The 24,074-nt window shown below is 66.6% G+C and carries 22 protein-coding genes; 12 read left to right on the top strand and 10 right to left on the bottom strand.

Annotated features, from left to right (window positions below):
• Nucleotides 1-82: 82 nt before the first annotated feature.
• Entirely contained in the window at nucleotides 83-826 is a 744-nt protein-coding gene (locus CVS48_RS15655) for a TetR/AcrR family transcriptional regulator (protein ID WP_100855237.1), read from the top strand.
• On the opposite strand, the gene CVS48_RS15650 is transcribed toward CVS48_RS15655, so the two are convergent.
• Complete coding sequence (locus CVS48_RS15650) at nucleotides 772-1,725, bottom strand: SDR family oxidoreductase (RefSeq protein WP_100855236.1); 954 nt, start codon at nucleotides 1,723-1,725, stop codon at nucleotides 772-774. The genes CVS48_RS15655 and CVS48_RS15650 overlap by 55 nt on opposite strands.
• A gap of 137 nt (nucleotides 1,726-1,862) precedes the next feature.
• On the opposite strand from CVS48_RS15650, the gene CVS48_RS15645 reads away from it, so the two are divergent.
• From CVS48_RS15645 to CVS48_RS15630, 4 genes are all read left to right on the top strand, one after another.
• Entirely contained in the window at nucleotides 1,863-2,657 is a 795-nt protein-coding gene (locus tag CVS48_RS15645) for an enoyl-CoA hydratase/isomerase family protein (RefSeq protein ID WP_100855235.1), read from the top strand.
• Between the two features lie 116 nt (nucleotides 2,658-2,773).
• A complete protein-coding gene (locus CVS48_RS15640; protein WP_100855234.1) occupies nucleotides 2,774-4,057 on the top strand; it encodes a Zn-dependent hydrolase in 1,284 nt (427 codons plus the stop codon).
• A 103-nt stretch (nucleotides 4,058-4,160) separates the two neighbouring features.
• Nucleotides 4,161-4,496 (top strand): thioredoxin family protein, encoded by a 336-nt coding sequence (locus CVS48_RS15635; RefSeq protein WP_100855233.1) that lies wholly within the window; start codon nucleotides 4,161-4,163, stop codon nucleotides 4,494-4,496.
• Entirely contained in the window at nucleotides 4,493-5,461 is a 969-nt protein-coding gene (locus CVS48_RS15630; RefSeq protein ID WP_100855232.1) for a DMT family transporter, read from the top strand. Before CVS48_RS15635 ends, CVS48_RS15630 begins: the two co-directional genes overlap by 4 nt.
• Before the next feature lie 233 nt (nucleotides 5,462-5,694).
• On the opposite strand, the gene CVS48_RS15625 is transcribed toward CVS48_RS15630, so the two are convergent.
• Entirely contained in the window at nucleotides 5,695-6,579 is an 885-nt protein-coding gene (locus CVS48_RS15625) for a DMT family transporter (RefSeq protein WP_100855231.1), read from the bottom strand.
• Entirely contained in the window at nucleotides 6,570-7,298 is a 729-nt protein-coding gene (locus CVS48_RS15620; protein ID WP_100855230.1) for a GNAT family N-acetyltransferase, read from the bottom strand. Before CVS48_RS15620 ends, CVS48_RS15625 begins: the two co-directional genes overlap by 10 nt.
• A gap of 395 nt (nucleotides 7,299-7,693) precedes the next feature.
• Here CVS48_RS15620 and pdxR point away from each other — a divergent pair, with 395 nt between their 5' ends.
• Nucleotides 7,694-9,196, top strand: coding sequence for a MocR-like pyridoxine biosynthesis transcription factor PdxR (gene pdxR / locus CVS48_RS15615; protein WP_100855229.1), 1,503 nt, complete (start codon nucleotides 7,694-7,696; stop codon nucleotides 9,194-9,196).
• 81 nt (nucleotides 9,197-9,277) lie between these two features.
• Here pdxR and CVS48_RS15610 read toward each other — a convergent pair whose 3' ends face one another.
• On the bottom strand, nucleotides 9,278-9,574 hold the full coding sequence (locus tag CVS48_RS15610; protein ID WP_100855228.1) for a hypothetical protein: 297 nt from the start codon (nucleotides 9,572-9,574) through the stop codon (nucleotides 9,278-9,280).
• Nucleotides 9,574-10,206: a LysE family translocator gene (locus CVS48_RS15605; RefSeq protein WP_100855227.1), complete on the bottom strand. Its 633-nt coding sequence runs from the start codon at nucleotides 10,204-10,206 to the stop codon at nucleotides 9,574-9,576. Before CVS48_RS15605 ends, CVS48_RS15610 begins: the two co-directional genes overlap by 1 nt.
• Before the next feature lie 227 nt (nucleotides 10,207-10,433).
• Here CVS48_RS15605 and CVS48_RS15600 point away from each other — a divergent pair, with 227 nt between their 5' ends.
• Nucleotides 10,434-11,255 carry a DUF72 domain-containing protein gene (locus CVS48_RS15600; protein ID WP_100857681.1) on the top strand — a complete coding sequence of 274 codons (822 nt, stop codon included), beginning with the start codon at nucleotides 10,434-10,436 and terminating at the stop codon, nucleotides 11,253-11,255.
• A 3-nt stretch (nucleotides 11,256-11,258) separates the two neighbouring features.
• Here CVS48_RS15600 and gorA read toward each other — a convergent pair whose 3' ends face one another.
• Both gorA and aceE read right to left on the bottom strand, forming a co-directional pair.
• The gene (gene gorA, locus CVS48_RS15595) at nucleotides 11,259-12,617 is read right to left on the bottom strand and encodes a glutathione-disulfide reductase (RefSeq protein ID WP_100855226.1); all 1,359 of its coding nucleotides are present in this window, start codon (nucleotides 12,615-12,617) and stop codon (nucleotides 11,259-11,261) included.
• A gap of 144 nt (nucleotides 12,618-12,761) precedes the next feature.
• Nucleotides 12,762-15,425 carry a pyruvate dehydrogenase (acetyl-transferring), homodimeric type gene (aceE, locus tag CVS48_RS15590; protein WP_100855225.1) on the bottom strand — a complete coding sequence of 888 codons (2,664 nt, stop codon included), beginning with the start codon at nucleotides 15,423-15,425 and terminating at the stop codon, nucleotides 12,762-12,764.
• Between the two features lie 227 nt (nucleotides 15,426-15,652).
• Between aceE and CVS48_RS15585 the strand changes: the two genes are divergently transcribed.
• Nucleotides 15,653-16,111: a MarR family winged helix-turn-helix transcriptional regulator gene (locus CVS48_RS15585; RefSeq protein ID WP_100855224.1), complete on the top strand. Its 459-nt coding sequence runs from the start codon at nucleotides 15,653-15,655 to the stop codon at nucleotides 16,109-16,111.
• Nucleotides 16,108-16,812 carry an aspartate/glutamate racemase family protein gene (locus CVS48_RS15580; RefSeq protein WP_100855223.1) on the top strand — a complete coding sequence of 235 codons (705 nt, stop codon included), beginning with the start codon at nucleotides 16,108-16,110 and terminating at the stop codon, nucleotides 16,810-16,812. The genes CVS48_RS15585 and CVS48_RS15580 overlap by 4 nt, the downstream gene beginning before the upstream one ends.
• A 6-nt stretch (nucleotides 16,813-16,818) precedes the next feature.
• On the opposite strand, the gene CVS48_RS15575 is transcribed toward CVS48_RS15580, so the two are convergent.
• Entirely contained in the window at nucleotides 16,819-17,529 is a 711-nt protein-coding gene (locus CVS48_RS15575) for a Crp/Fnr family transcriptional regulator (RefSeq protein ID WP_100855222.1), read from the bottom strand.
• A 180-nt stretch (nucleotides 17,530-17,709) separates the two neighbouring features.
• On the opposite strand from CVS48_RS15575, the gene CVS48_RS15570 reads away from it, so the two are divergent.
• Together CVS48_RS15570 and CVS48_RS15565 are read left to right on the top strand one after the other, a co-directional pair.
• A complete protein-coding gene (locus CVS48_RS15570) occupies nucleotides 17,710-19,410 on the top strand; it encodes an acyl-CoA synthetase (RefSeq protein ID WP_100855221.1) in 1,701 nt (566 codons plus the stop codon).
• A gap of 42 nt (nucleotides 19,411-19,452) precedes the next feature.
• Nucleotides 19,453-21,222, top strand: coding sequence for an acyl-CoA dehydrogenase (locus CVS48_RS15565; RefSeq protein WP_100855220.1), 1,770 nt, complete (start codon nucleotides 19,453-19,455; stop codon nucleotides 21,220-21,222).
• On the opposite strand, the gene CVS48_RS15560 is transcribed toward CVS48_RS15565, so the two are convergent.
• Nucleotides 21,204-22,397, bottom strand: coding sequence for an MFS transporter (locus tag CVS48_RS15560; RefSeq protein ID WP_100855219.1), 1,194 nt, complete (start codon nucleotides 22,395-22,397; stop codon nucleotides 21,204-21,206). The genes CVS48_RS15565 and CVS48_RS15560 overlap by 19 nt on opposite strands.
• A gap of 185 nt (nucleotides 22,398-22,582) precedes the next feature.
• Between CVS48_RS15560 and CVS48_RS15555 the strand changes: the two genes are divergently transcribed.
• Nucleotides 22,583-23,041: a winged helix-turn-helix transcriptional regulator gene (locus CVS48_RS15555; protein ID WP_100855218.1), complete on the top strand. Its 459-nt coding sequence runs from the start codon at nucleotides 22,583-22,585 to the stop codon at nucleotides 23,039-23,041.
• On the opposite strand, the gene CVS48_RS15550 is transcribed toward CVS48_RS15555, so the two are convergent.
• Entirely contained in the window at nucleotides 23,038-24,069 is a 1,032-nt protein-coding gene (locus tag CVS48_RS15550; protein WP_100855217.1) for a pyridoxamine 5'-phosphate oxidase family protein, read from the bottom strand. The two genes, CVS48_RS15555 and CVS48_RS15550, sit on opposite strands and share 4 nt — an antisense overlap.
• Nucleotides 24,070-24,074 lie beyond the last annotated feature (5 nt).

The following is a 24,074-nucleotide window of genomic DNA, read 5'->3' as shown; positions in this document are numbered from 1 at the left end:
TTATGAATAATCCAGGGCTTGCTCAACTTGCTTGACCCTGGCTCAATAATAAGCCCCGCCCCACCGCCCTTTTGCCGTCCGCATGGAAAAAACCCCCGTCGTCCCGACCCGCCGCCCGCCGGCCAGCGCCAAGTCCGAGCAACGCATCCGCGACATTCTGCACATGGCCCGCCAAGTCTTTTCCGAAGCCGGGTTCCAGGCCGCCACGACGACCGAGATCGCCCAGCGGCTGGGCGTGTCCGAAGCCACCATCTTCACGTACTTCGGCGGCAAGCGTGAACTGTGCGTGCGGGTAATCAGCGATTGGTATGACGAGATCATCGCCAAGGTGGAAGACAACCTGCCGCACGTGCAGGGCGCGCGTGCGCAATTGCACTACCTGGTGCACACGCATTTGCGGCACCTGCTGGCCGAAGGGCCGGGCCTGTGCGCGTTCATTCTGTCGGAGGGGCGTGCGCGCAACGACGATTTCGGTGAGATCTACGCGGGTTTGCAGCGCCGCTATACCGCGCCGCTGATGCGCATTCTGGCCCAGGGGCAGGCCGACGGCGACATCCGCCAGGACATGCCGTTGCGGCTGCTGCGTTCCACGGTCTACGGGCCGATGGAGCATGTGCTGTGGGACGCCATTCTGCGTGGCGCGCGCGTGGACGTGGCCGGCACGGCCGAGCAACTGGTCGGCTTTTTGTGGCAGGCCTTGCAGCCCCCACGCCAGCATGCGCTGGCGTTGGCCCGCTTTCGCGGCGAAGTGCGCGACGCCCTGCATCGGCTTCAGGCCGCCGAGGAATCGGCGGGCTCTGAAAACAAGGATGGCGGCACGTACTGAGGAAAGCCGTTATAGACCTCGCCGCGCTCGGCCGGCTGCAAGGTCCAGGAATGGCGAGCGTTGGGCACGCCGCCGTCCACCCGGATGACCGTGCCGTTGATGAAGGCTGACGCGGGCGACAGCAGGAACACCACCGCCGCCGCCAGCTCGGCCTCGGTGCCGAAGCGTTGCAGCGGCACCTTGGTTTTCAGGTCGCGCAGCACCGCGCGGTAATCGTCGTCGTAGCTGTCCATGCCGCTGGACGCGATCCACCCTGGCGCCACCGCATTCACCCGCACGCCCGCATGCGCCCATTCGCAGGCCGCGGTTTCAGTCAGGTTCCACACGCCGGCGCGCGCCGCGCCCGAATGCCCCATGCCCGGCATGCCGCCCCAGATGTCGGCCAGCATGTTCACGATGGCCCCGCCGTGCTGGCGCATATGCTGCGTGTAGACCTCGCGCGCCATCAGGAAGGTGCCGTGCAGATTGTTCTGCACCACGGCGTTCCAGCCATTCAGGCTGATGCGGTCCAGCGGAGCGGGAAACTGCCCGCCCGCGCAATTGAACAGCCCGTCGATCGCGCCGTGCCGGGCCAGCACATCCGCCACCGCGCCGCGCACGCCGGCTTCGTCGCGGATGTCGCAAGCGTGCAGGCTGATGCGCCCCGCCGCTTCGGGGTAGATGCGCGCGATTTCCGCGCTTGCCGCTTCCAGCTTTTCCGGCTTGCGTCCCACCAGCGCCAGGTTCGCGCCCAATGACGCAAGCTCGTGCGCGGTGCAACGTCCCAAGCCGCTGCCGCCGCCCGTCACCACCAGGGTCTTGCCGTCGAATAGGCCCGGCCGAAAGACCGAGGCGTATCGCGTGGTGGCGGTGTGGTTGCCTGCTTGAGGGGCCGCATGTTGGTTTGCTTGTGGGTCCATGGATCGCTCCGATATTTTTTTGAGGATAACTCAATACTTACAACCCACGCATCCCATAAAGGTAGTTTTACCCATAGAATCTTCTGACTAAACCCCTATTATTTATTGAGCACTATTCAAAGAAAGAGGAGACCCGCATGACTGCACCCCCCCCGCTGGACGTCGCGCGCGACGGCGCCATCGCCCGCCTGACGCTGAACCGGCCCGACATGCGTAACGCCTTCGACGAGGCGCTGATCGCCGCGCTGACAAGCGCAGTGCGGCAGGCCGAGCAAGACCCTGACGTGCGCGTGCTGCTGTTGACCGGCGCCGGCAAGGCGTTTTGCGCGGGTGGCGACCTGAACTGGATGCGCAAGATGGCCACGCACACGGATGCGGACAACCGCGCCGACGCCACCCGGCTGGCGGACATGCTGCACACCATCTGGGCGTGCTCAAAGCCGGTGGTGGCGTGCGTGAACGGCGACGCCTATGCGGGCGGCATGGGCCTGCTGTCGGCGTGTGACATCGCCATCGCGGCCGACAGCGCGCACTTCTGCCTGTCGGAAACCCGCTTGGGGCTGCTACCGGCCACCATCAGCCCTTACGTGATTCGCGCCATGGGCGAACGCGCGGCGAACCGCTACTTCCTGACGGCTGAACGGTTTGACGCCGCCACCGCGCTGCGCCTCGGCCTGCTGCATGACGTCGTTCCCGCTGATCGGCTGGGCGAGGCGGTCGACGCGCTGTGCCGCACGCTCTGCGCCAACGGCCCCGACGCGGTCAAGGCCAGCAAGCGGTTGGTGCGCGACTTTGCCGGCGCCCCCATCAACGCCGCCTTGATCGCCGACACCGTCGAACGCATCGCCGCGTGTCGCAGCACCGAGGAAGCGCGCGAAGGCGTGGCGGCCTTCCTGGAAAAGCGTGAACCTTCCTGGCGGCGGGGGTCCTGAGGCGGGGTTGCAAAGGCGGCGTTGCAAAGCCCGCAGCGGGCTGAATACGTCGCCCATGGGCGGGACACCACTTGCACGCATGACATAATCCCTGGCGCATCTTCAGGAATTTCTTCATGCCGCATCCGACTTCCCCCTCCCCCGCATTCCCGCCGCTCAACGCCGACCGCCTGTGGGCCCGCGTTGAAGCCTTGTCCCAATTCACCCTGCCCGACGTCCCCTGGACGCGCCGCGCCTTTTCGCCGCTGTTCGATGACGCACGCGCCTGGTTGCGCGGCGAATTCGAGGCCGCCGGACTGGCCACTCGGCTGGATGCGGGCGGCAACCTGGTCGGCACGCGCGCAGGCCGCGATCCCTTGCGCAAACCCATCGCCACCGGCTCGCATTGCGACACGGTCATGGCCGGGGGCCGCTTTGACGGCATCATCGGCGTGCTGGCCGGCATTGAAGTCGCGCACACGCTGCAAGAGCACGGCATCGAACTGGCGCACCCGTTTGAAGTCATCGATTTCCTGTCCGAAGAACCCAGCGACTACGGCATCTCGTGCGTGGGCAGCCGCGCGCTCAGCGGCCTGCTCACGGCCGACATGCTGGCCGCCTGTAACCCCGACGGCGAATCGCTGGCCGAAGGCATTGCGCGCATCGGCGGCGACCCCGCCGCGCTGCACGCGCCGCTGCGTGGCCCCGGGGGCACCGCCGCGTTCGTCGAATTGCATATCGAACAAGGCCCCGTGCTGGAAAGCCGTGGCCTGCCCATAGGCGTGGTGACCAACATTGTGGGCATCCGCCGCGTGCAGATCGTGGTGGAAGGCCAGCCCGACCACGCCGGCACCACGCCCATGGACATCCGCCGCGACGCCCTGGTGGGCGCCGCCCGCATCATCGACGCGGCCAGCCGCCAGGCCAGCGCCGCCAGCGGCAACCCGCATTACGTGGTGGCCACCGTGGGCCGTCTGTCGATGACGCCCAACGCCGCCAACGCGGTGCCGGGGCGCGTGGAAATGACCCTGGAAATGCGCAGCGACAGCAACGCGGTGCTTGACACCTTCCCGGAAACGCTGATGGCCGGCGTGGCCAGCGACCTGAAGGCGTTGCGCCTGACGGCGGGCTTCACCCCGCTAAGCCGCGCCCAGCCCACCGACTGCTCGCCCTTGGTGATGGACGCCGTCAAGGCGGCGGCCGACCAATTGGGCTACGCGTCGATGCGCCTGCCCAGCGGCGCCGGCCACGACGCCGTCTACATGGCGCCCACCGGCCCCATCGGCATGATCTTCATCCCGTGCCTGAACGGCCGCAGCCATTGCCCGGAAGAATGGATTGAACCGGCACAGTTGCTGGACGGCACGCGGGTCTTGTACCAATCGGTATTGGAACTGGATCGGGTGCTGCGCGGCGCCTGAGGCGGCCCGCCCATCACGCCCTTGCGGTTATCGCCGGCGCCGGGGCGGCGCGCTGCCATAATGGCTGCCTTGCCCCGCTGCCTCGCCCCGGATTTGATACGCCATGGAACAGATAGAACTCAACGACAGCACCGCCGACCGCTACCTGCTGGACGCCCCCGGTCTTACGCTGCTGGTCTTCCATAGCCGCACCTGCGGCACCTGCCGCATCGCGCGCGAACAACTGCCCGCGCTGGAACTGCCGGTGGAGCGCGTCTGCTGGGTGGATGCCGGCGACAACCGCGGCCTGGTGGAACGGTATGAGGTCTTTCACCTGCCCGCCATGTTCGTCACGCGGGACGGCGCTTTCTTCGGCCCGGTGCAATCCACGCTGGCCGAATGGGACCTGCGCCAACAGATCGGCCTGGCGCTGGACAGCTACCCCGCCGAATTGCCATGAGTACGCGTGGGTCGCGTTCTGCCCCGGCTTCAAAACCGCTGCGCCTGCCGCTGGACGCGTTGGCCACCACCGGCATGCTGGTGCTGTGCGTGTGCTGGGGGTTTCAGCAGATTGCCATCAAGCTGGTCGCGGCCGACATTGCCCCGATCATGCAGATCGGCCTGCGCTCGACCTTCGCCGCGTTGGTGTTGGCGGTAGTGGTGTGGCGGGCCGAAGGCTTGCGCGCGGTGCGCGACGGCACGGCGCTGCCAGGGCTGATCGTGGGGCTGCTGTTCGCGGGCGAATTTCTGTTCGTGGCGCAAGGGTTGCTGCACACCACGGCCTCGCACATGTCGGTGTTCCTGTACACGGCCCCCATCTTCGCCGCGCTGGGCCTGCACTGGCTGCTGCCCGAAGAACGCATGCAGCCGCTGCAATGGCTGGGCGTAGCGGTGGCGTTCGGCGGCATCGCGGTGGCATTCCTGGTCAAGGGCGATGCGCCACAAGCGGCGGCCGGCGCCCCCAACATGCTGCTGGGCGACGCCATGGGTTTGGCGGCCGGCCTGCTGTGGGGCGCCACCACGGTTGCCATTCGCGCAACATCGCTGTCAGAGGCCGCGCCGTCCAAGACCTTGCTTTATCAAATGATGGTTGCGGCGGTCGGCCTGCTGGCCTATGCCGCGGCCACCGGCCAGCACACCATCCACGCAACGCAAGCCGCTATCTTGAGCGTTGCCTTTCAATCCGTGGTGGTGGCGTTGTCGAGCTACCTGGCGTGGTTTTGGCTGCTGCGCCGATACCTGGCGTCGCGCCTGTCGATCCTGTCATTCATGACGCCGTTGTTTGGCGTGAGCTTCGGCGTGCTGATTCTTGATGAACCGCTGGACTCCGGGTTTGCTGTGGGCGCGGTGTTGGTGCTAATCGGCATCACGTTGGTGAGTGGCGGGGAAATGGTCAGGGAGTGGGTGCGTAGACGGCGGGGGTGATGGGTTGCGCGCGATTTTTGGGGGTGTTCTTGCGTTGATTTTGCCGCGCTTCACCCATCCTACGGCGACGGGTGTGATGGGTTGCGCGCGATTTGTGGGGGTGTTCTTGCGTCGATTTTGCCGCGCTTCACCCATCCTACGGGCCATCCTACGGGTGCACGTTCGTAGGATGGGTGAAGTGCGGGACGGCAAACAACTGGGAACTGCCGTCCAGCGCACGTAACCCATCTCGCTCAGCCACGCCCGCGCCCCAGGTTCAACACGATCAGCGCCGCGCCCGCCAGCACAAAACCAAACCCCCACCAGTCGGCTGCGCCAGGTCTGTCGCCGACCAGGGCCATTGCGCCCAGCACGCCAACCACGGGCACCATCAGCGTTGTCAGCGCGGCGACCGTGGCGCTGACGCGTTCGCTCAGGACGAACCACAGCCAATACGCCACCGCCGTGCCCAGGATGATGTGGAACGACAGCGCCGCGACGATGCGGCCGTTCCAGCCTTGGGTGGGAAACAATTCGCCTGCGATCAACACACCGGTCAGCGCGCAGGCGGCGCCTACGGCGAGTTGCCAAGCCGTGATGACGATGCGATGCCCATTCACGGGCCAGCGCTTCAGATAGACGGTGCCGGCCGCCCATCCGAACGCCGCCACCAGCGGGAAGATCAAGCCCTTGGTTGCCGCCAGATCGTGTTCCGCGAACACCGCGTGCAGCACGGGCCAGGCCAGGATGGCCACGCCTATCGCGCCCAGCATCAACGCCAGCCCGCGCCGCCGGTCCAGGCGTTCGCCCAGGACCAGCCACGCCAGCACCGCCGACATCATGGGCATGGTGAAGGTCAGCACCGCCGCGCGGGACGTACTGGTGCTGAGTTGCGCCCAGGCCACCGCCAGGTTGAAGACGGCCACGGCCAGCACCCCGCCCACGACGATGCCGGGCCACGCATCGCGAGGCGGCAGCAGCGCCAGCCGCTTGGCGCGCGCCAGCAGCAGCAACAGGATGGCGCCGCTGCCCAGCCCCAGCACGCGCAGCGTAAACGGCGGGAAGATCGCCAAGATGATCTTCACCGCCGGCCAGTTCAAGCCCCAGAACAGGGCCAGCGCTACCGGGATCAGGCGCACGCGGCTTTTTCCATGGCGATCAGTTCGGACAGCCCTTGACGCTGCTTGCCTTGCTCATCGAAGTTCGCGGGATCCAGCCAGCGCTCGTAAGCGGCGCGCAGAGCCGGCCATTCGCTATCGATGATCGAAAACCACGCGGTGTCGCGGCTGCGGCCCTTGTAGATCGTGGCTTGGCGGAAGACGCCTTCAAACTGGAACCCCAGCCGCGCGGCGGCCTGGCGCGACGGCGCGTTCAGGCTGTCGCACTTCCATTCATATCGCCGATAACCCAGTTCGTCGAACGCGCGGTGCATCAGCAGGAACTGCGCCTCGGTGGCGATGCGGGTGCGCTTGAGCTGGCGCGAGAACGACACGAAGCCGACCTCGATGACGCCATTGGCCGGGTCGATGCGCATCAAGGCCAGCGTGCCGATGGCCCGGCCCGTTTGCAGGTCGATGATGGCGTGGTGCAGCGGGTCGTTGCCCGCCTGGGCGGCTTCGGCAAAGGCGCGGTACGCGGCTTCATCGGCGTACGGGCCAACGCCCATGTAGGTCCAGTCGCTATCGTCCGGCGCCTGGCTGAACGCCTGATACAGGTCTGCCGCGTGACGCTCGGCCGACAACGGTTCCAGCCGGCAGTAGCGGCCGGTAGCGGGTGTCAGCGGGGGTCGCGGACGCGGCGTCCAGCCGGGTACGTCGGGGCCGATGGGTTGTTGGAATGCATTGACGCGGGGTGGCATGCGGCGGGGCCTCATCAAGGGGTAAGCGCGCGCCGCCGGCCGTGGCGGACGCAACACGCAGAACCTCACGATATCGGAATCGTGGCATCATAAAAAGCACCACGATCCTGGAATTTAATGGGGCCATGAATATGCCAGCCCGGGCACCGACGCAGGCAGCAGCCCCGGCACCATCCCAGATGCCAACCCACGCACCATCGCAGGTGCCAACCCCTGCGCCCTTGCACGTGCCTACCCCTGCGCCATTGCACGTGCCAACCCCAGCGCGATCACGCGTGCCAACCTCTGCACCATCGCAGGCACCAACCCCTGCGCCCTTGCACGTACCAGCCCAGGCGCCATCGCAAGCGTCAACCCCGGCGCCAATCCAAATGCCAGCCCAAACATCAGCCCAAATGCCAAGCCCGAACCTTCCCGCCGACAGCGCCCTGCTGTCCAGCCCGCTTGCGCGTGGCCCCGGTGCGCTGCCCCGCCAGCGCCAGCTTATCCAGCGTTTGAAGCAAGCCATTCTGGCCGGCCAATTGCCTGCCGGCGGCAAGCTGCCATCGTCGCGCGCGCTGTCCGAAGACCTGGCCATTTCGCGCAACACGGTGCTGATCGCCTACGAGCAGTTGACGGCCGAAGGCTACGTCATTGCCGACCGCCAGGGCACGCGCGTTGCCCCCCTGTCGGCGCCCCTGTCGTCGCCTCTGTCCACGGCCTCTCTGCCCTCAGCAAACCGTGCCGCCAAGCGCGCCCTGCCCCCCGCCACCGCCACGCGCCTGTCACGCATCGTGGCCACGCGCCCGCCCAGCGACAGTTCGCTGCCGATGACGCCCGGCACGCCGGCGCTGACCCAGTTCCCCTTGAACGCCTGGCGCCGCGCGCAAGACCGCGCCCTGCACGCAGCACCCGCCGCCACACTGGGCTACGGCCACCCCATCGGCGAACCCGCGCTGCGCGAAGCCATCGCCCAATACCTGCGCGTGTCGCGGGGCGTGCACTGCGACGCCTCGCGCATCATCATCACGGAAGGCGCCCAAGGCGCCTTGGCCTTGTGCGTGCAATTGCTGACCAACCCGGGCGACACGGCCTGGCTGGAAGATCCGGGCTATCGCGGCGCCAAGTCGGCCTTTCATGGCGGTGACCTGAACGTGGTGGCCATGCGCGTGGACGCCGACGGCATTGTCATCTCCGAAGACGCCTGGCACACCCAGCCGCCGCGCCTGATCCAGACCACGCCCACGCATCAATACCCCACGGGCGCCGTGCTGTCGGTCGCGCGTCGGCTGGACTTGCTGGAACGCGCCCGGCGCGCGGGCGCATGGATCATCGAAGACGATTACGACAGCGAATTCCGTCATCAGGGCGAACCCATCGCCGCCATGCAGGGGCTGGTGCCTGATGCGCCCGTGCTGTACGTGGGCACGTTCAGCAAGACGCTGTTCCCAGCCTTGCGGCTGGGCTTTCTGGTGCTGCCCGAGGCGCTTGCCCAGACGGCGCTGCCCTCGGTCGTTGAGATGCTGCGCGGCGGCCATCGGCTGGAACAACTTACCCTGGCCGCCTTCATCGACAACGGCCAGTTTTCGCGGCACCTGGGTCGCATGCGGCGCCTGTACCGTGACCGGCAAGCCGCCTTGCGCGAGGCGCTGGCCACCCATTTGCGCGTTGACCACGAGGTGCTGGGCGGGCATAGCGGGCTGCATCTGACGGTACGCCTGCCGCCCGACATTCCGGATCAGACCATCGTGGCGCAGGCGCGGCAAGTGGGCATGAACCCCAGCGCGCTATCGTCGTTCGCGATGGTGCCGCGTCCGGAAGACAACGGCCTGGTGATCGGTTACGGCAACACCAGCGCCGACCACTTCCCCACCATGATCAAACGCCTGGGTGACTTCGCGCGCCAGGCACGGCGCTAGAGGAGCGGCACTGGAGAATCAGCGTCGGAGAATCAGCGCTGGAGAATCAGCGCCGCAGCATCGGGCGCTTAACGCACGCCGCTAATTCACCAAACCGCCCAGCACCAGCACCGCCAGCACCAGCCAGAACAGAAAGCCCAGGATGGAGCGGCGCAACAACGCCTTGATGGCCGCCCACAGGAACATCAGCCCCAGCACCAGCAAGACGAAATTGAAGATGGATGGGCTCATGCCCATCGCCTTGGACAGCCCGCCGTAGAAGTCGCCCAAGGCGCCGCCCAAGCCGCCCAGCAGCCACTTGATGCCCGCCACCACGGCGCGCAGCGCTTCGCCGAGCATGACGCCCAGCGATCCGAAAAATCCGTCGTCCTGTGGCATCAGCGGCGCGTGTCCATCAGCATGCGCACGGCCAGGCCGGCCAGCACGGTTCCCATCAGCCAGCGCTGAATCACCATCCACAAGGGGCGTCCCGCCAGAAAGACGGCGATGGAACCCGCGGTGATGGCGATGACGGCGTTGACCGACAGGCTGATCACCACTTGCGTCATGCCCAAGGCCAGCGACTGTGTGAACACGCTGCCGTGATCGGGCTGGATGAACTGCGGCAGCAGCGACACATACATCACCGCGATCTTGGGGTTAAGCAGGTTCGTCACCAGGCCCATGGTGAACAGGGTGCGCGCGCTGCTCTTGGGCAGCTCGCGCACCTGGAACGGCGAACGGCCGCCCGGCCGGATGGCCTGCCACGCCATGTACAGCAGATACAGGGCGCCGCCGATGCGCAGCGCGTCGTAGGCCATGGGCACCGTCAGCAGCAAGGCCGTGATGCCGAATGCCGCGCAACACACGTAGAAGATGAACCCGACCGCCACGCCGCCCAGCGAAATCAGGCCGGCGCGCGCGCCTTGGGAGATCGAACGCGACACCAGGTAGATCATGTTGGGGCCGGGCGTCAGCACCATGCCCAAGGACACCAGGGCGAAGGCAAGAAGATGAGTCAGGTCGGGCATGTTGAGCCGGCGCGCGCCGGATGTCGTCGGAAAGTGATTCGCACACGTTATCTCAAAACTGTATCGGAACAGGGATTTTTTTGATGTTCCCAAACCCGCTTTCATCTCGTATCGCCGAAGCCACACCGGCGTGGGCAGGACCTTCCGAGCAACATCCTCGCCTTTACGACCGCGCCTGCGTAGCGATACAGTGAACGGCATCGTTCGACAGCATGGAGCACCTGAACATGCCGAATCGTCATCAGTCCCAGGGGGCAGGCCCCACCATTCGAGTCGGCATCGGAGGCTGGACCTATGCGCCCTGGCGCGGCACGTTCTTCCCAGAAGGCCTGCCGCATGCGCGCGAACTGGAATATGCCAGCCAGCGGCTGACCGCCATTGAAATCAACGGCACCTACTACAGCACGCAGAAGCCGGCCACCTTCGCCAAGTGGCGCGACGAGACACCGGACGGCTTTGTCTTTTCGCTGAAAGCCTCGCGCTACGCCACCAACCGGCGCGAACTGGCGGGCGCGAAAGACTCGATCCTGCGATTCGTGAACAGCGGCATCGCCGAACTGGGCCCCAAGCTGGGTCCGGTGGTGTGGCAGTTTGCCCCCACCAAGACCTTCAACGCCGAGGATTTCGGCGCGTTCCTGGCGCTGCTGCCCGACAAGGTTGATGGTCTGCCGCTGCGCCACGTGCTGGACGTGCGCCACCCCAGCTTTGCTTGCGAGGAATACCTGGAACTGGCCCGCCGCCACCGCACCGCCACGGTCTACACCGACAGCGAGGATTTTCCGTCCATCGCCGACCGCACCGCTGACTTCGTCTACGCGCGCCTGATGCGCGCCAGCACCGCGTTCAAGGCCGGTTATGCGCCCAAGGTGCTGGACGCCTGGGCCGAACGCCTGCGCACCTGGGCGCGCGGGGCCGATCCGGCCGACCTGCCCCGCGTCGGCCAGCCGCCGCCCGGGGCGGCCCGCCCGCAGGACGTCTATGCCTTTTTCATCAACGGGGCGAAAGAACGCGCGCCGGCGGCGGCGCGCGCCATGATCGAACGGCTGTAAGCCTTATTGCGCGACCGGCGTGCGCAGCGTCACGAACTCTTCGGCGGCCGTGGGGTGGATGCCGATGGTGTCGTCAAACACCTGCTTGGTGGCGCCCGCCTTCAGCGCCACGGCGATGCCCTGAATAATTTCGCCGGCATCCGGGCCCACCATGTGCACACCCAGTACGCGGTCTGTCTTGGCGTCCACGATCAGTTTCATCAGCGTCTTTTCCTGCGATTCCGTCAGCGTCAGCTTCATCGGACGGAACCGGCTTTCGAAGAGCTTGACCTCGTAGCCGGCCTCGCGCGCTTCTTCGGTGGTCATGCCCACCGTGCCGATGTTCGGCAGGCTGAACACGGCGGTCGGAATCAGCTTGTAGTCGACCTTGCGGTATTCCTCGGGACGGAACAGGCGGCGCGCCACGGCCATGCCTTCGGCCAACGCCACCGGCGTCAATGGCACGCGCCCGATCACATCGCCAATGGCCAGGATGGAAGGCTCGGCCGTGCGGTATTCGTCGTCCACTTCGATAAAGCCATCTTCACGCAGCTTGACGCCGGTGTTCTCCAGGCCCAGGTTGTCCAGCATGGGGCGGCGTCCGGTGGCGTAGAACACGCAGTCCGTCTCAATCACCGAGCCGTCCTTCAGCGTGGCTGCAAGCGAACCGTCGGGCTGCTTGTCGATACGGGCAAGGTCCGTGAAAAAGCGCAGGTCGACGCCTTTTTTCGTGAGCTCGTCACGCAGATGCTCGCGCACGCCTTGGTCGAAGCCGCGCAGGAACAAGGGGCCGCGATACGCCTGGACGGTCTGCGCGCCCATTCCATTGAAAATAGAGGCGAATTCCACGGCGATATAGCCGCCGCCCACCACCAGCACGCGGCGCGGCAGCGCCGGCAGGAAGAAGGCCTCGTTGGAGGTGATGGCGTGTTCCTTGCCCGGAATGTCCGGCACGCGCGGCCAGCCACCGGTCGCCACCAGGATGTTGGCGGCGGTGTGGCGTTGGCCGTTGATCTCGACAGTATGCGGGTCGACGATGCGGGCGTGGCCTTCCAGCAGCGTCACGCCGCTATTGACCAGCAAGTTGCGGTAAATGCCGTTAAGGCGCTCGATTTCGCGGTTCTTGTTGGCGATGAGCGTGGGCCAGTCGAAGGACGGTTTGCCGGTGGACCAGCCAAAGCCGTGGGCCTGCTCGAAGTCTTCGCTGTAGTGGGCGCCGTAGACCAGCAGCTTCTTGGGCACACAGCCCACGTTGACGCAGGTGCCGCCCAGGTAGCGGCTTTCGGCCACGGCCACGCGCGCGCCGAAGCCCGCCGCGAAACGGGCCGCGCGCACGCCGCCCGAGCCCGCGCCGATCACAAACAGATCAAAATCGAATGCCATATTGTTTCCTTCGCTATAGCCCGAGCGCCCGCATTCACGGTCCGGGAAAACCGTATTTAACACTACCGGCGCGCCCCCTGCCGCGCGCGGGCGGCAGGGACGCGGTGCGAGCCCGCCCATGCCCCCCGCGATTCAACCCTTACCCTAGGGCAAGGCGGCCGATACGGCCTCGGCGTCGATGCCGTATCGGGCGATGGCCTGGGCGGCCTGGGCCGGGTCTACCCGCCCGTCATCCGCCAGAGCCTTTAGCGCCGCCAGCGCGATGTGATGGCGGTCCACGCCGAAGAACGAACGCAGCGCCTGCCGCGTATCCGAGCGGCCGAACCCGTCGGTGCCCAGCGTGACATAGCGCCGGCCCGCCACGAAGGGACGGATCTGCTCGGGCACCGTCTTCATATAGTCCGTCGCGGCCACCACCGGGCCCACGCTGGCGGCGAAGGCGGTTTCGGCATGGCCGCGCCGCGCCTGGGCCTGCGGATGCAAGCGGTTCCAACGTTCGACCTCCTGGCCGTCACGCGTCAGTTCGGAATAGCTTGTCACGCTCCAGACATCCGCCGACACGCCGAAGTCCTGCCGCAGGAGATCGGCGGCGGCCAGCGTCTCGGCAAGAATCGCGCCGCTACCCAGCAGTTGCACACGCAACGCGCCCGGCTCGCCTTGGCGCAGGCAATACATGCCTTGCAGGATGCCGGCCTGTGCGTCTTCGGGCATCGGCGGATGCGCGGTCTTCTCGTTGACCAGCGTCAGGTAATAGAAAACGTCTTCGCCGTCCTGATACATCCGGCGCAGTCCGTCCTGCACGATCACCGCGATTTCATAGGCGTAGGCGGGGTCATAGGCGCGGCAGGACGGAATGACCGACGCCAGCACGTGGCTGTGGCCGTCGTCGTGTTGCAGGCCCTCGCCTTCCAGCGTGGTCCGCCCCGACGTGGCGCCCAACAGGAAACCGCGCGCGCGGATGTCGCCCGCGGCCCAGGCCAGATCGCCCACGCGCTGAAAGCCGAACATGGAATAGAAGATGTAGAAGGGAATCGTGGCCAGCCCATGCGTGCTGTGCGCCGTGCCCGCCGCGATCCACGACGACATCGCGCCGGATTCGTTGATGCCTTCCTGCAGGATCTGGCCCTTGCGGTCCTCGCGGTAGACGCTGAGCTGGTCCGCGTCCTGCGGCGTATAGAGCTGGCCGACGTGCGAATAGATGCCCACCTGGCGGAACATGCCGTCCATGCCGAACGTGCGCGACTCGTCGGGCACGATGGGAATCACGCGCGGGCCGATCTCCGGGTCTTTGAGCAACTGCGCCAACACGCGCACAAATGCCATCGTGCTTGAAAATTCACGGCCGTCGCTGCCCTTAAGATGCGCGGCGAACGCGGCGAGCGGCGGCGTGGCCAAGGGTCCCGGCCCCGCCGAACGCTTCGGCAAATGGCCCCCCGCGCGCGCGATGGCGGCCTGGAAGTAGTTGTGTTCGGCGCTACCGGGCGTGGGCTTGATATAGGGAATTTGCGCAAGCTGATCGTCTGGCACGGCAATGGCGAATCGGTCGCGAAACGCGCGCACGGCCGGGTCCGCCATCTTCTTTTGCTGGTGGTTGGTGTTGGCGGCCTCGCCCGCGGCGCCCATGCCGTAGCCCTTGACGGTCTTGGCCAGGATGACGGTGGGCTGGCCCCGATGCGCCACGGCCGCCGCATAGGCGGCATGCACTTTGGCGGGGTCGTGGCCGCCCCGATTCAGCGCGCCGATCTCTTCGTCCGACAGATGGGCCACGCGTTCCAGCAGCACCTCGTCCACCCCAAAGAAATGCTCGCGCACGTAGGCGCCGCCTCGCGCCTTGAACACCTGGTATTCACCGTCCACACATTGCATCATGCGCCGGCGCAGGCGGCCGTCGTGGTCCTGCGCCAGCAGCGCGTCCCAGCCGGCGCCCCAGACCACCTTGATCACATTCCAGCCCGCGCCGCGATAGACGCTTTCCAGTTCCTGGATGATCTTGGCATTGCCTCGCACCGGTCCGTCCAGCCGTTGCAGGTTGCAATTGACCACGAAGATCAGGTTGTCCAGTTTTTCACGGCCGGCCATCGCCACGGCGGCCAGCGTTTCGGGCTGGTCCTGTTCGCCGTCGCCCAGAAAGCCCCACACTTTGCGGCCCTGCGCGGGGATCAACCCGCGGTCTTCCAGATAACGCATGTAGCGCGCCTGGTAGGCCGCCATCAACGGCCCCAGGCCCATCGACACCGTGGGAAATTGCCAAAAGTCCGGCATGGTGCGCGGGTGCGGATAGGACGCCAGCCCACCGCCGCCGATTTCGCGGCGAAAGCCGTCCAACTGAGCTTCGGAGATTCGGCCTTCCAGATAGGCACGCGCGTAGATGCCGGGCGCGGAATGTCCCTGGATATAAAGCAGGTCTCCCAGGAAGTCGGGCGTGGCGGCGCGAAAGAAATGGCGGTAGCCCGTTTCGTACAGCGTCGTGGCCGACGCATAGGTGGCGATGTGGCCGCCCACGCCCGAGGTCTTGCCGGCTCGCAACACCATGGCCATGGCATTCCAGCGCAGGTAGGCGTCCAGCCGCTGCTCGATGCCGATATCGCCCGGAAAGGCGGGCTGGCACGCGGCGCTGATCGTGTTCACGTAGGGGGTGACGCCCGGCGCCGCATAGCGCCCATTGTCCGCGCGATCCTGCTGGATCAACTGATCCAGCAGGTAATGCGTGCGCGGCCGGCCTTCGTGGGCCAGCACGGCCTGCATGGCGTCAAGCCATTCCTGGGTTTCTTGCGGGTCGGCGTCGGTTGAATCGATCGGGGTGTCCATGGATGGGTTCCTTTGGTGGGTGGGCAGCGCCAAGCCGCAAGACGTCGGCACCTGCGTTTCACATTGTGAGTTGCAATTGCATCATGTGCAATTGCAATCGTATGGCGACACAATAACAATTGCAAGTGCAACTATCTTTGCGCCGTGCAGCTCACCCCCGGTCGCGCATCCCGCCAAGCCGCTCTTACAATCGCGGCTGCATTCCCGATATCAGAAGGAACGACCGAATGGCCACGGGCAAGCCCGACGGATGGAGCCTCTTCCTGACCGCGCACGCGCTGGTGGTGGAGGAAATTGAAAAGCGGCTGTCAGCCGCCGAGCTGCCGCCGCTGGCGTGGTACGACGCGCTATGGGCGTTGGAGCGCGCGCCGGAGGGCACGGCGCGCATGTTTGAAATGGCCGAACGCATGGTGATCGCGCGCTATAACCTCACGCGCCTGATGGACCGCATCGAAGCGGCCGGCCTGGTCGAACGCTTTCGTTCCGACGAGGATCGGCGCGCGACCTATGCCCGCCTGACGCCCAAGGGCCGTGCCCTGCGGCGCGAGATGTGGAAGGTGTACGGCCCAGCCATCGACGAACTGTTCCTGTCGCGATTGCCTGCCGCGCAACAAGCCGCCATGGCCAAGAGCTTTGTCGACATCGCCCGCCACGTGCGGGCCATGAACCAGGACCCCACCCCATGAAAGCCGCCCCCCTGCATATCGGTATCGTCGCCTGCTCCGCCGAGGGCGCTGCGCTGTGCTATCGCACCCTGTGCGCGGAAGGCGCGCAGCGCATGGGGCCGCACGCGCACCCCGAAATTTCCCTGCACACGCATTCGCTGGCGGATTACGTGGTTTGCCTGGACAACAACGACCTGCCCGGCGTGGGTGCGTTGATGCTGTCGTCGGCCGGCAAGCTGGCGCGCGCGGGCGCCGACTTCCTGATCTGCCCCGACAACACCATCCACCAGGCGCTGGGCCACGTGCTGCCGGATTCCCCGTTGCCCTGGCTGCATATCGCCGAAGAAGTCGCGGCCGAGGCGCGTGCGCGCGGCTACCGGCGCATCGGCATCCTGGGCACGCGCTGGCTGGTCGACAGCAGCGTCTACCCGGACAGGCTGGGTGCGCTGGGGCTGGATTACCTGCGCCCCGCCGAAGCAGACCGGATCACGCTGGGCCGCATCATCATGGACGAACTGGTCTATGGCGAATTCAAGCCCGAATCGGTGGCGCGGCTGCAAGGCATTGCTGAGCGCCTGCGCGATGCCGGCTGCGATGCCGTGGTGCTGGGCTGCACCGAATTGCCGCTGGTGTTGAACGACGGCAATTGCGCCCTGCCCACCCTGGACTCCACCCGCATCCTGGCGCGCGCCGCGCTGTCCCGTGCCCTGGCGCCGCGCTGAACGCGTCTAGATCTGATCCAGGCCAAACTGCCGCAAGCGGTCCAGGTCCAGCACCTTGATCTGGTGGTACGCCAGCGCCAGGATCCCGGCGTCCGCCAGGGTTTGCAAGGCCTGGTTCACGCGCTGACGCGACAAGCCCGTCAGAAAACCCAGCTCTTCCTGCGAGATGGCCAGCGTCAGGTCGGTGGACGGATACAACTGCGGATTGAACAACTGCGCCAATGACTGCGCCACGCGCGCATCGGCGTCCAGCAGCCGGTGGTTCTGGATGGACGCAATGAATTCGCCCATGCGGTCGTTCAACTGGCCAATGACGAAATGCGAAAACGGCAGGCTGGCGGCAAGCAGCGCGTGAAAGGTCGCGGCCGGCACCAACATCACCAGCGACGGCTGGATCGCCACCACATCGTATTTGCGCAGTTCGCGCTTGATGACGCTGCCCTCGCCGAACCAGCCGCCGCGCGGCACGCCGGAAAACGTGCAACTGCGTCCCGATTCGTTATAGATGGCCAGCTTCAGCAGCCCCGTATGCACGCCCAGCCAGTAGTCCGATGGCGCGTTGCGCCGCGCAATCCAGGCCCCGTTCGCCACGTGTTCCGCCCGCGACGTCGCCAGCACCAAATCCTGGTGCCGGGCGTCCAGCGCGCCGAACCAGGCACAGGCCCGGAACAGGCTGGCCAGCTCGGCATCGGAAACAATGTTTGAAACGTCGGACATGGGCGGAACCGTGTAAAACTGGAAGTTTGCGGGGTCGGCCGGCGGTCTGTCATGCAGGCGACAGACAGTATTTTCCGGCCGCCCCTAAGCTCACGCAAGCGACGGGAATCAAGCTTCCCGCAATCAGCACACCTCGAACAAGACAGGGGCCGCACGACGCGCCCCATTCGGAGACTAGGCATGAGCAGCATGTTCGACCATGGTTTGGGGCGCCGCGACGCCAACTACACCCCCTTGACGCCCGTGGACTTCATCGCCCGCGCGGCGGAAGTCTATGGCCACCGGCTGGCCGTGGTGCACGGCCAGGTACGGCGCACATGGGGCCAGACCTACGAACGCGCGCAGCGGCTGGCCAATGCATTGGAACGGGCCGGCATCAAGCGTGGCGACACCGTCGCCGTCATGCTGCCCAACATTCCCGCCATGGTCGAAGCCCACTTCGGCGTGCCGATGCTGGGCGCCGTGCTCAACACGCTGAACACCCGGCTGGACGCGCCCAGCGTGCTGTTCATGCTGGGCCACGGCGAAGCCCGCGCGCTGATCATCGACACCGAATATGCCGACATCGCCCAACGCGCCCGCGCCGAATTCCCCCACCTGACGGTTATCTCGGTCCATGACCTGGACGGCGCCCCCGCCACCCTGCCCGGCGCCGTCGACTACGAGGCCTTTCTGGCCGACGCCCCCGCCCGTTACGACTGGCAGCCGCCCGCCGACGAATGGGACGCCATTGCACTGAACTACACGTCGGGCACCACCGGCGACCCGAAAGGCGTGGTCTACCACTATCGCGGCGCCTATATGAACGCCATCAGCAACATTCTTGAATGGGACATGCCCAAGCACGCGGTCTATCTGTGGACGCTGCCCATGTTCCATTGCAACGGCTGGTGCTTTCCGTGGACCGTCGCCGCGCGCGCGGGCGTGAACGTCTGCCTGCGCAAGTTCGATCCCAAGACGGTATTCGACCTGATCCGCGCCGAAGGCGTCACGCACTATTGCGGCGCGCCCATCGTGCAAAGCGCGCTGGCCAACGCGCCTGTCGAACTACGGGCGGGCATCACGCACACCGTGCGCACCATGGTGGCGGGCGCCGCGCCGGCACCGGCCGTCATCGCCAAGATGCGCGAGATCGGCTTTGAACTGACGCACGTATATGGCCTGACCGAGGTTTACGGACCAGCCGCCGTCTGCGCCCGCCAGGAAGCCTGGGACGCGCTGGACGATGAACGCCGCGCCTTGCTGACCGCGCGCCAGGGCGTGCGCTACCACTTGCAGGCGGGCGTGTCCGTGCGCAACCCCGACACCATGCAGGAAGTGCCCGCCGATGAGCAGACCGTGGGCGAGATCATGTTCCGCGGCAACATCTGCATGAAGGGCTATCTGAAAAACGAACGTGCCACCGACGAGGCCTTCGCGGGCGGCTGGTTCCACACCGGCGACCTGGGCGTGATGACGCCAGACGGGTATGTGCGCATCAAAGACCGCAGCAAGGACATCATCATCTCGGGCGGCGAGAACATTTCCAGCATCGAAGTGGAAGACGCGCTCTACCGCCACCCCGCCGTGGCGGCCGTGGCCGTGGTGGCCATGCCCGACCCGAAGTGGGGCGAAACGCCTTGCGCCTTTGTCGAACTGAAGGCCGGCAGCACCGCCACCGCCGAAGAGATCATTGCGCATTGCAAGCTGCTGCTGGCGGGCTTCAAGGTGCCGCGCGCGGTGCGCTTCGGCGAACTGCCCAAGACCTCCACCGGCAAGATCCAGAAGTTTGAACTGCGCGCCGCCATCGGCGCGACCCAGGCCATCGATCTGGCCGGCCCGTCGGCAGGCACGTCGGCCGACACTGCCCCCACCCAAGACAACCCCAACAAAGCCGCCTGAACGCCGGCCCCCCAGCAACCTTCATCCAGGAGTTTTTCGGCCATGACGTACCAAGCCCCCGTGAAAGACATGCTGTTTGTGTTGAACCATCTGGCCGGCCTGCCGCAAGTTGCCGCCCTGCCCGGTTTTGAGGAGGCCACGCCCGACACCGCCCAAGCCGTGCTGGAAGAATCCGCCCACTTCGCCGCCGAGGTGCTGGCTCCCCTGAACCACCCGGCCGACCGCGAACCCAGCGCCTGGCGCGACGGCGCCGTCACTACGTCGCCCGGCTTCAAGCAGGCCTTTCGGCAATACACCGGGGCCGGCTGGCAAGGCATGTCGCATCCGCAGGAATACGGTGGCCAGGGCTTGCCCGGGCTGATCGGCTCGCCCTGCTCTGAAATGCTGAACGCCGCCAACCTGTCTTTCGCGCTGTGCCCCTTGCTGACCAACGGCGCCATCGAGGCGCTGCTGACGGCCGGTTCGCCGGAACTGAAAACGCGCTTCATCGGCCCGATGATTTCCGGGCAATGGACCGGCACCATGAACCTGACCGAGCCGCAAGCCGGGTCCGATCTGGCCATGATCCGCACGCGCGCGCAACCGGTGGGCGACGGCACGTACCGCCTGTCCGGCACCAAGATCTTCATCACCTACGGCGACCACGACCTGACCGAGAACATCCTGCACCTGGTGCTGGCGCGCTTGCCGGACGCGCCCGAGGGCGTGAAGGGTATTTCCCTGTTCCTGGTGCCCAAGTTCCTGGTCAACGAAGACGGCTCGCTGGGCGCGCGCAACGACGTCACCTGCGTGTCCATCGAACACAAGCTGGGCATCAAGGCCAGCCCCACGGCCACCTTGCAATTTGGCGACGCGGGCGGCGCGCTGGGCTATCTGGTCGGCCAGGAAAACCGTGGGCTGGACGCCATGTTCATCATGATGAACGCCGCGCGCTACGCGGTGGGCGTGCAGGGCATCGCCATTGCCGACCGCGCCTACCAGCACGCGCTGGCCTATGCCGCCGACCGCGTGCAAAGCCGTCCGGTGGACGGGTCGGCGCGCGAGGCCGTGACCATCATCCATCACCCCGACGTGCGCCGCATGCTGGGCACCATGCGCGCCCTGACCGAGGCCGGCCGCGCGCTGGCTTACGTCACCGCCGGACACGCCGACCTGGCCCATGCCAGCCCCGACGCCGACGAGCGCAAGCGCCACCTGGCCATCCAGGAATTCCTGGTGCCCATCGTCAAGGGCTGGTGCACCGAAATGTCCATCGACGTCGCCAGCCTGGGCGTGCAGGTGCATGGCGGCATGGGCTTCATCGAAGAAACCGGCGCGGCGCAGTACTACCGCGATGCCCGCATCCTGACCATCTACGAAGGCACCACCGCCATCCAGGCCAATGATCTCGTCGGCCGCAAGACCCTGCGCGATGGCGGCGCCGTGGCGCAGGGCCTGCTGGAAGCCATCCGCCAGACCGAAACGGAATTGGAATCGCGCAGCGAACCCGCCGCTGGCCTGGTGCTGAAGCCGCTGCGGCAAGCCCGTCTGGCGCTGGCCAACGTGGTGGACTTCGTGCTGGCCAATGCGGCCGGCGCGCCGAACGCCGTGTTCGGGTCGGCCGTGCCCTATCTGCTGCTGGCCGGCACCACGCTGGCGGGCTGGCAGATGGCGCGCGCGCTCTTGGCCAGCCTGGAACACCAGGCTGAAGACCCTGAATTCCATCAGGCCAAGATCGCCACGGTGCAGACGTATGCCCTGCATAAGCTGACGCAGGCGCCCGGCCTGGCGGCCGTGGTGCTGGGGTCCAAGGACTACGCGGTACAACCCTGACCGGAAGGTGGCGGCGCGGCCTTGGCGGGCAGCGTCGCCACCCAGAACAACAGCGCCGTCACGCTGATGGCGGCGCCCAGCGCGCAGACACCCAGCCAGCCCGCGCGCGCATACACCGCCGTCGACGCAATTGCCCCCAGCCCGCTGCCCACCGCGTAGAACATCATGTAGCCCCCGACCAGCCGGCTATGCGCCTGCGTGCTGATGCTGAAGATCATCGTCTGATTGGTCACATGCAGGGCTTGCAGCGCCACGTCCAGCACCAGCACGCCCAGCGCCAAAGCCCACAGGCTGTAGTCCAGCAACGCGATGGGCGCCCACGCCAGGCACAGCAGCAACAGGCCCGCGCCGGTGGTGCGCTGGCCCAAGCCGCGATCGGCCCAGCGGCCGGCACGCGCCGCCATCAGCACCCCCAACACCCCCACCAGGCCAAACGCGCCCACCGCCGTGTGCGACAAGGAATGCGGCGGCGCGCTCAGCGGCAACACCAGCGCCGTCCAGAACGCGCTGATGGCGGCGAACATCAGCAAGGCGATCATGCCGCGCACACGCAGCACGGGTTCCGTGGCCAGCAGCGTCGCCATGGAACGCAGCAGGGCAACGTAAGACAGGTTGGCCGTGGGCAGCCGGCGCTGGGGCAGGCGATGCATGAGCACCAGAGCCAGCACGGCAGCCACCACCGCCGACACCCCGTACACGGCGCGCCAGCCCCAGGCATCGGACACCACGCCGGCCACCGTGCGCGCCAGCAGCAGGCCGATCACCACCCCACCCTGCGCGGCGCCCACCACCCGACCGCGTTCGCCGGGCGCGGCCAGGGCGGCGGACAAGGCCAGCAAGCCCTGCGTCATCGCCGTGCCCAGCAGGCCCAGCGCCACCATGCCCGCCAGCAGCCAGGGCGTGTTGGCTGACAGCGCCACCGCCACCAAGGCCAGCATCAAGAGGGCCAACTGGCCCAGCATCAATTTGCGCCGATCCAGCAGATCGCCCAACGGCACCACCAACAGCAGCGCCACCGCGCAGCCCAATTGGGTGGCCGTGACCACCACGCCCACCGCCGCCTGATCGAGCGCGAATTCGCGGCCGATCGCGTCCAGCAAGGGCTGGGCGTAGTACACGTTGGCCACGCTCAAGGCGCAAGCAACGGCCAGCAGCATGACTAGCGAGGTCGGCATGGGGCTGGGTACGGAATCCGCTGAGCCGCCGGGATTGGCACGAGTATGTGAGGGGTCAGGCATAGGTTCTATTCGGTTTTATTAAGAAACCAGAATGCTAGATCTTTAGGTTTTATAATGCAACCGTTCTGTCTAGTGCCGTTCCCGCCGTCCCTACGCCCATCCCTTTTGCTTGAGGACCCAACATGGTCAAACGCACCAGCCTTGAAGGCGCCGCCTGTCCGGTGGCGCGCTCGTTAGATGCCATCGGCGACTGGTGGTCGCTGCTGATCGTGCGGGATGCGTTTGACGGCATCCGGCGGTTTGGCGAATTCCAGAAAAGCCTGGGCGTGGCGAAGAACATTCTTAGCGACCGGCTGCGCACGCTGGTCGCCCACGGCATTCTTGCCGTGGCCCCCGCATCGGACGGCAGCGCCTACCAGGAATACGTGCTGACGGACAAAGGCCGCGCCTTGTTTCCGGTGATCGTCGGCTTGCGCCAATGGGGCGAAGAGCACTACTACGGCCCCGCCGAAGCCCATTCCACGCTGATCGACCGCAAGCGCGGCCAGGCCGTGCGGCGCCTGGAAATCCGCGCGCAGGACGGCCGCCTGCTGGAACCCGACGACACGGTCGTGCAGAAGACGACGCCGCCCGCCACCTAAACGGGCCACTGCCCCGTGGCGAGTGCGGTCGGGGCGTAGTCGTGGAACCGCCACCGCAGCGCCAAGGCGCCGGGGCGGCGCACCACGCGGCGCACGTGCACGCGCCACAGTCGTTCCGCGCCCGCGAAGGTCTGAATTTCAGGGCTGTCCAACACCACTTCCGCGCGGCCGGACACCTGCAATACGTCGCCATTCTCAAAGTCGATGAACACCAGTCCGGCGCGCGGGTTCGCCGTCAAATTACCCAGGGTGTTGAAAAAGCGGTTGCCGGAGAAGTCGGGAATGGTCAGCACATTGCCGTCCACCCGCACGAAGCCTGGCTTGCCGCCCCGGTGCGAGACGTCCACCGCCCGGCCGGCGCGCGGGTTGTGGGCCATGGCCGGGGCTACGTCCGGGTTTAAGTCGGAGTTCACAGCGGGGTCCATGTCCGGGGCGTCCACATACGACGCCACGAAAAACGTATCGGACGCGCGGATCAGCGCGCGCGCCGCGTCGTCCAACTGGTTTGTTTCGGCTTGCGCCGTGGCAACGCGCAACGACGGCGGACGCGAAAAGCTGAAGTCGCGAGCCTGGATGTACTGCGGGCAATTGCCGAACGACTGCGTGACCGCCACATCAAAGCGCTGGCCATCCCACGCGGCAACGCGGCCGTTCATGCGATTGCGGCGGCGCGTGTGCAATTCAATCCCCAAGAGGCCCACCGGCTGACCCTGGCCCAGTCCCGCGCGCAGTGGGTCGTCGGCGTCGGGCGCTGCGGCCACACTAAGCGTGTGCGGGTCGGGCGATACGGCAAAGCCCGGTTCGCCTTCCAGCACGCCGGCCCAGGGGTCGCCCTGCGGGTCCACCGTGCCCATCACCATAAAGGGCAACTGCGCAAAGAACGCGCGGTGCTGGTCCGGCATGTAGTCGCGGATGACCTTGGGGCCGATCTGCGCCATGCGCTCGGCCATGCCGACATGCGTTTGCAGCAGGCGTTCGCCCGCATGCCAGGGGGATGCATTGTGCAGCGTAGCGTCAGCGTTCGTCATGATGT

Source organism: Achromobacter spanius, from assembly GCF_002812705.1.
In the GTDB taxonomy this organism is placed as follows: Bacteria; Pseudomonadota; Gammaproteobacteria; order Burkholderiales; family Burkholderiaceae_B; genus Achromobacter; species Achromobacter spanius.
The sequence above is the reverse complement of the archived record's forward strand: the minus strand, read 5'-3'. Positions and strand labels throughout refer to the sequence as shown.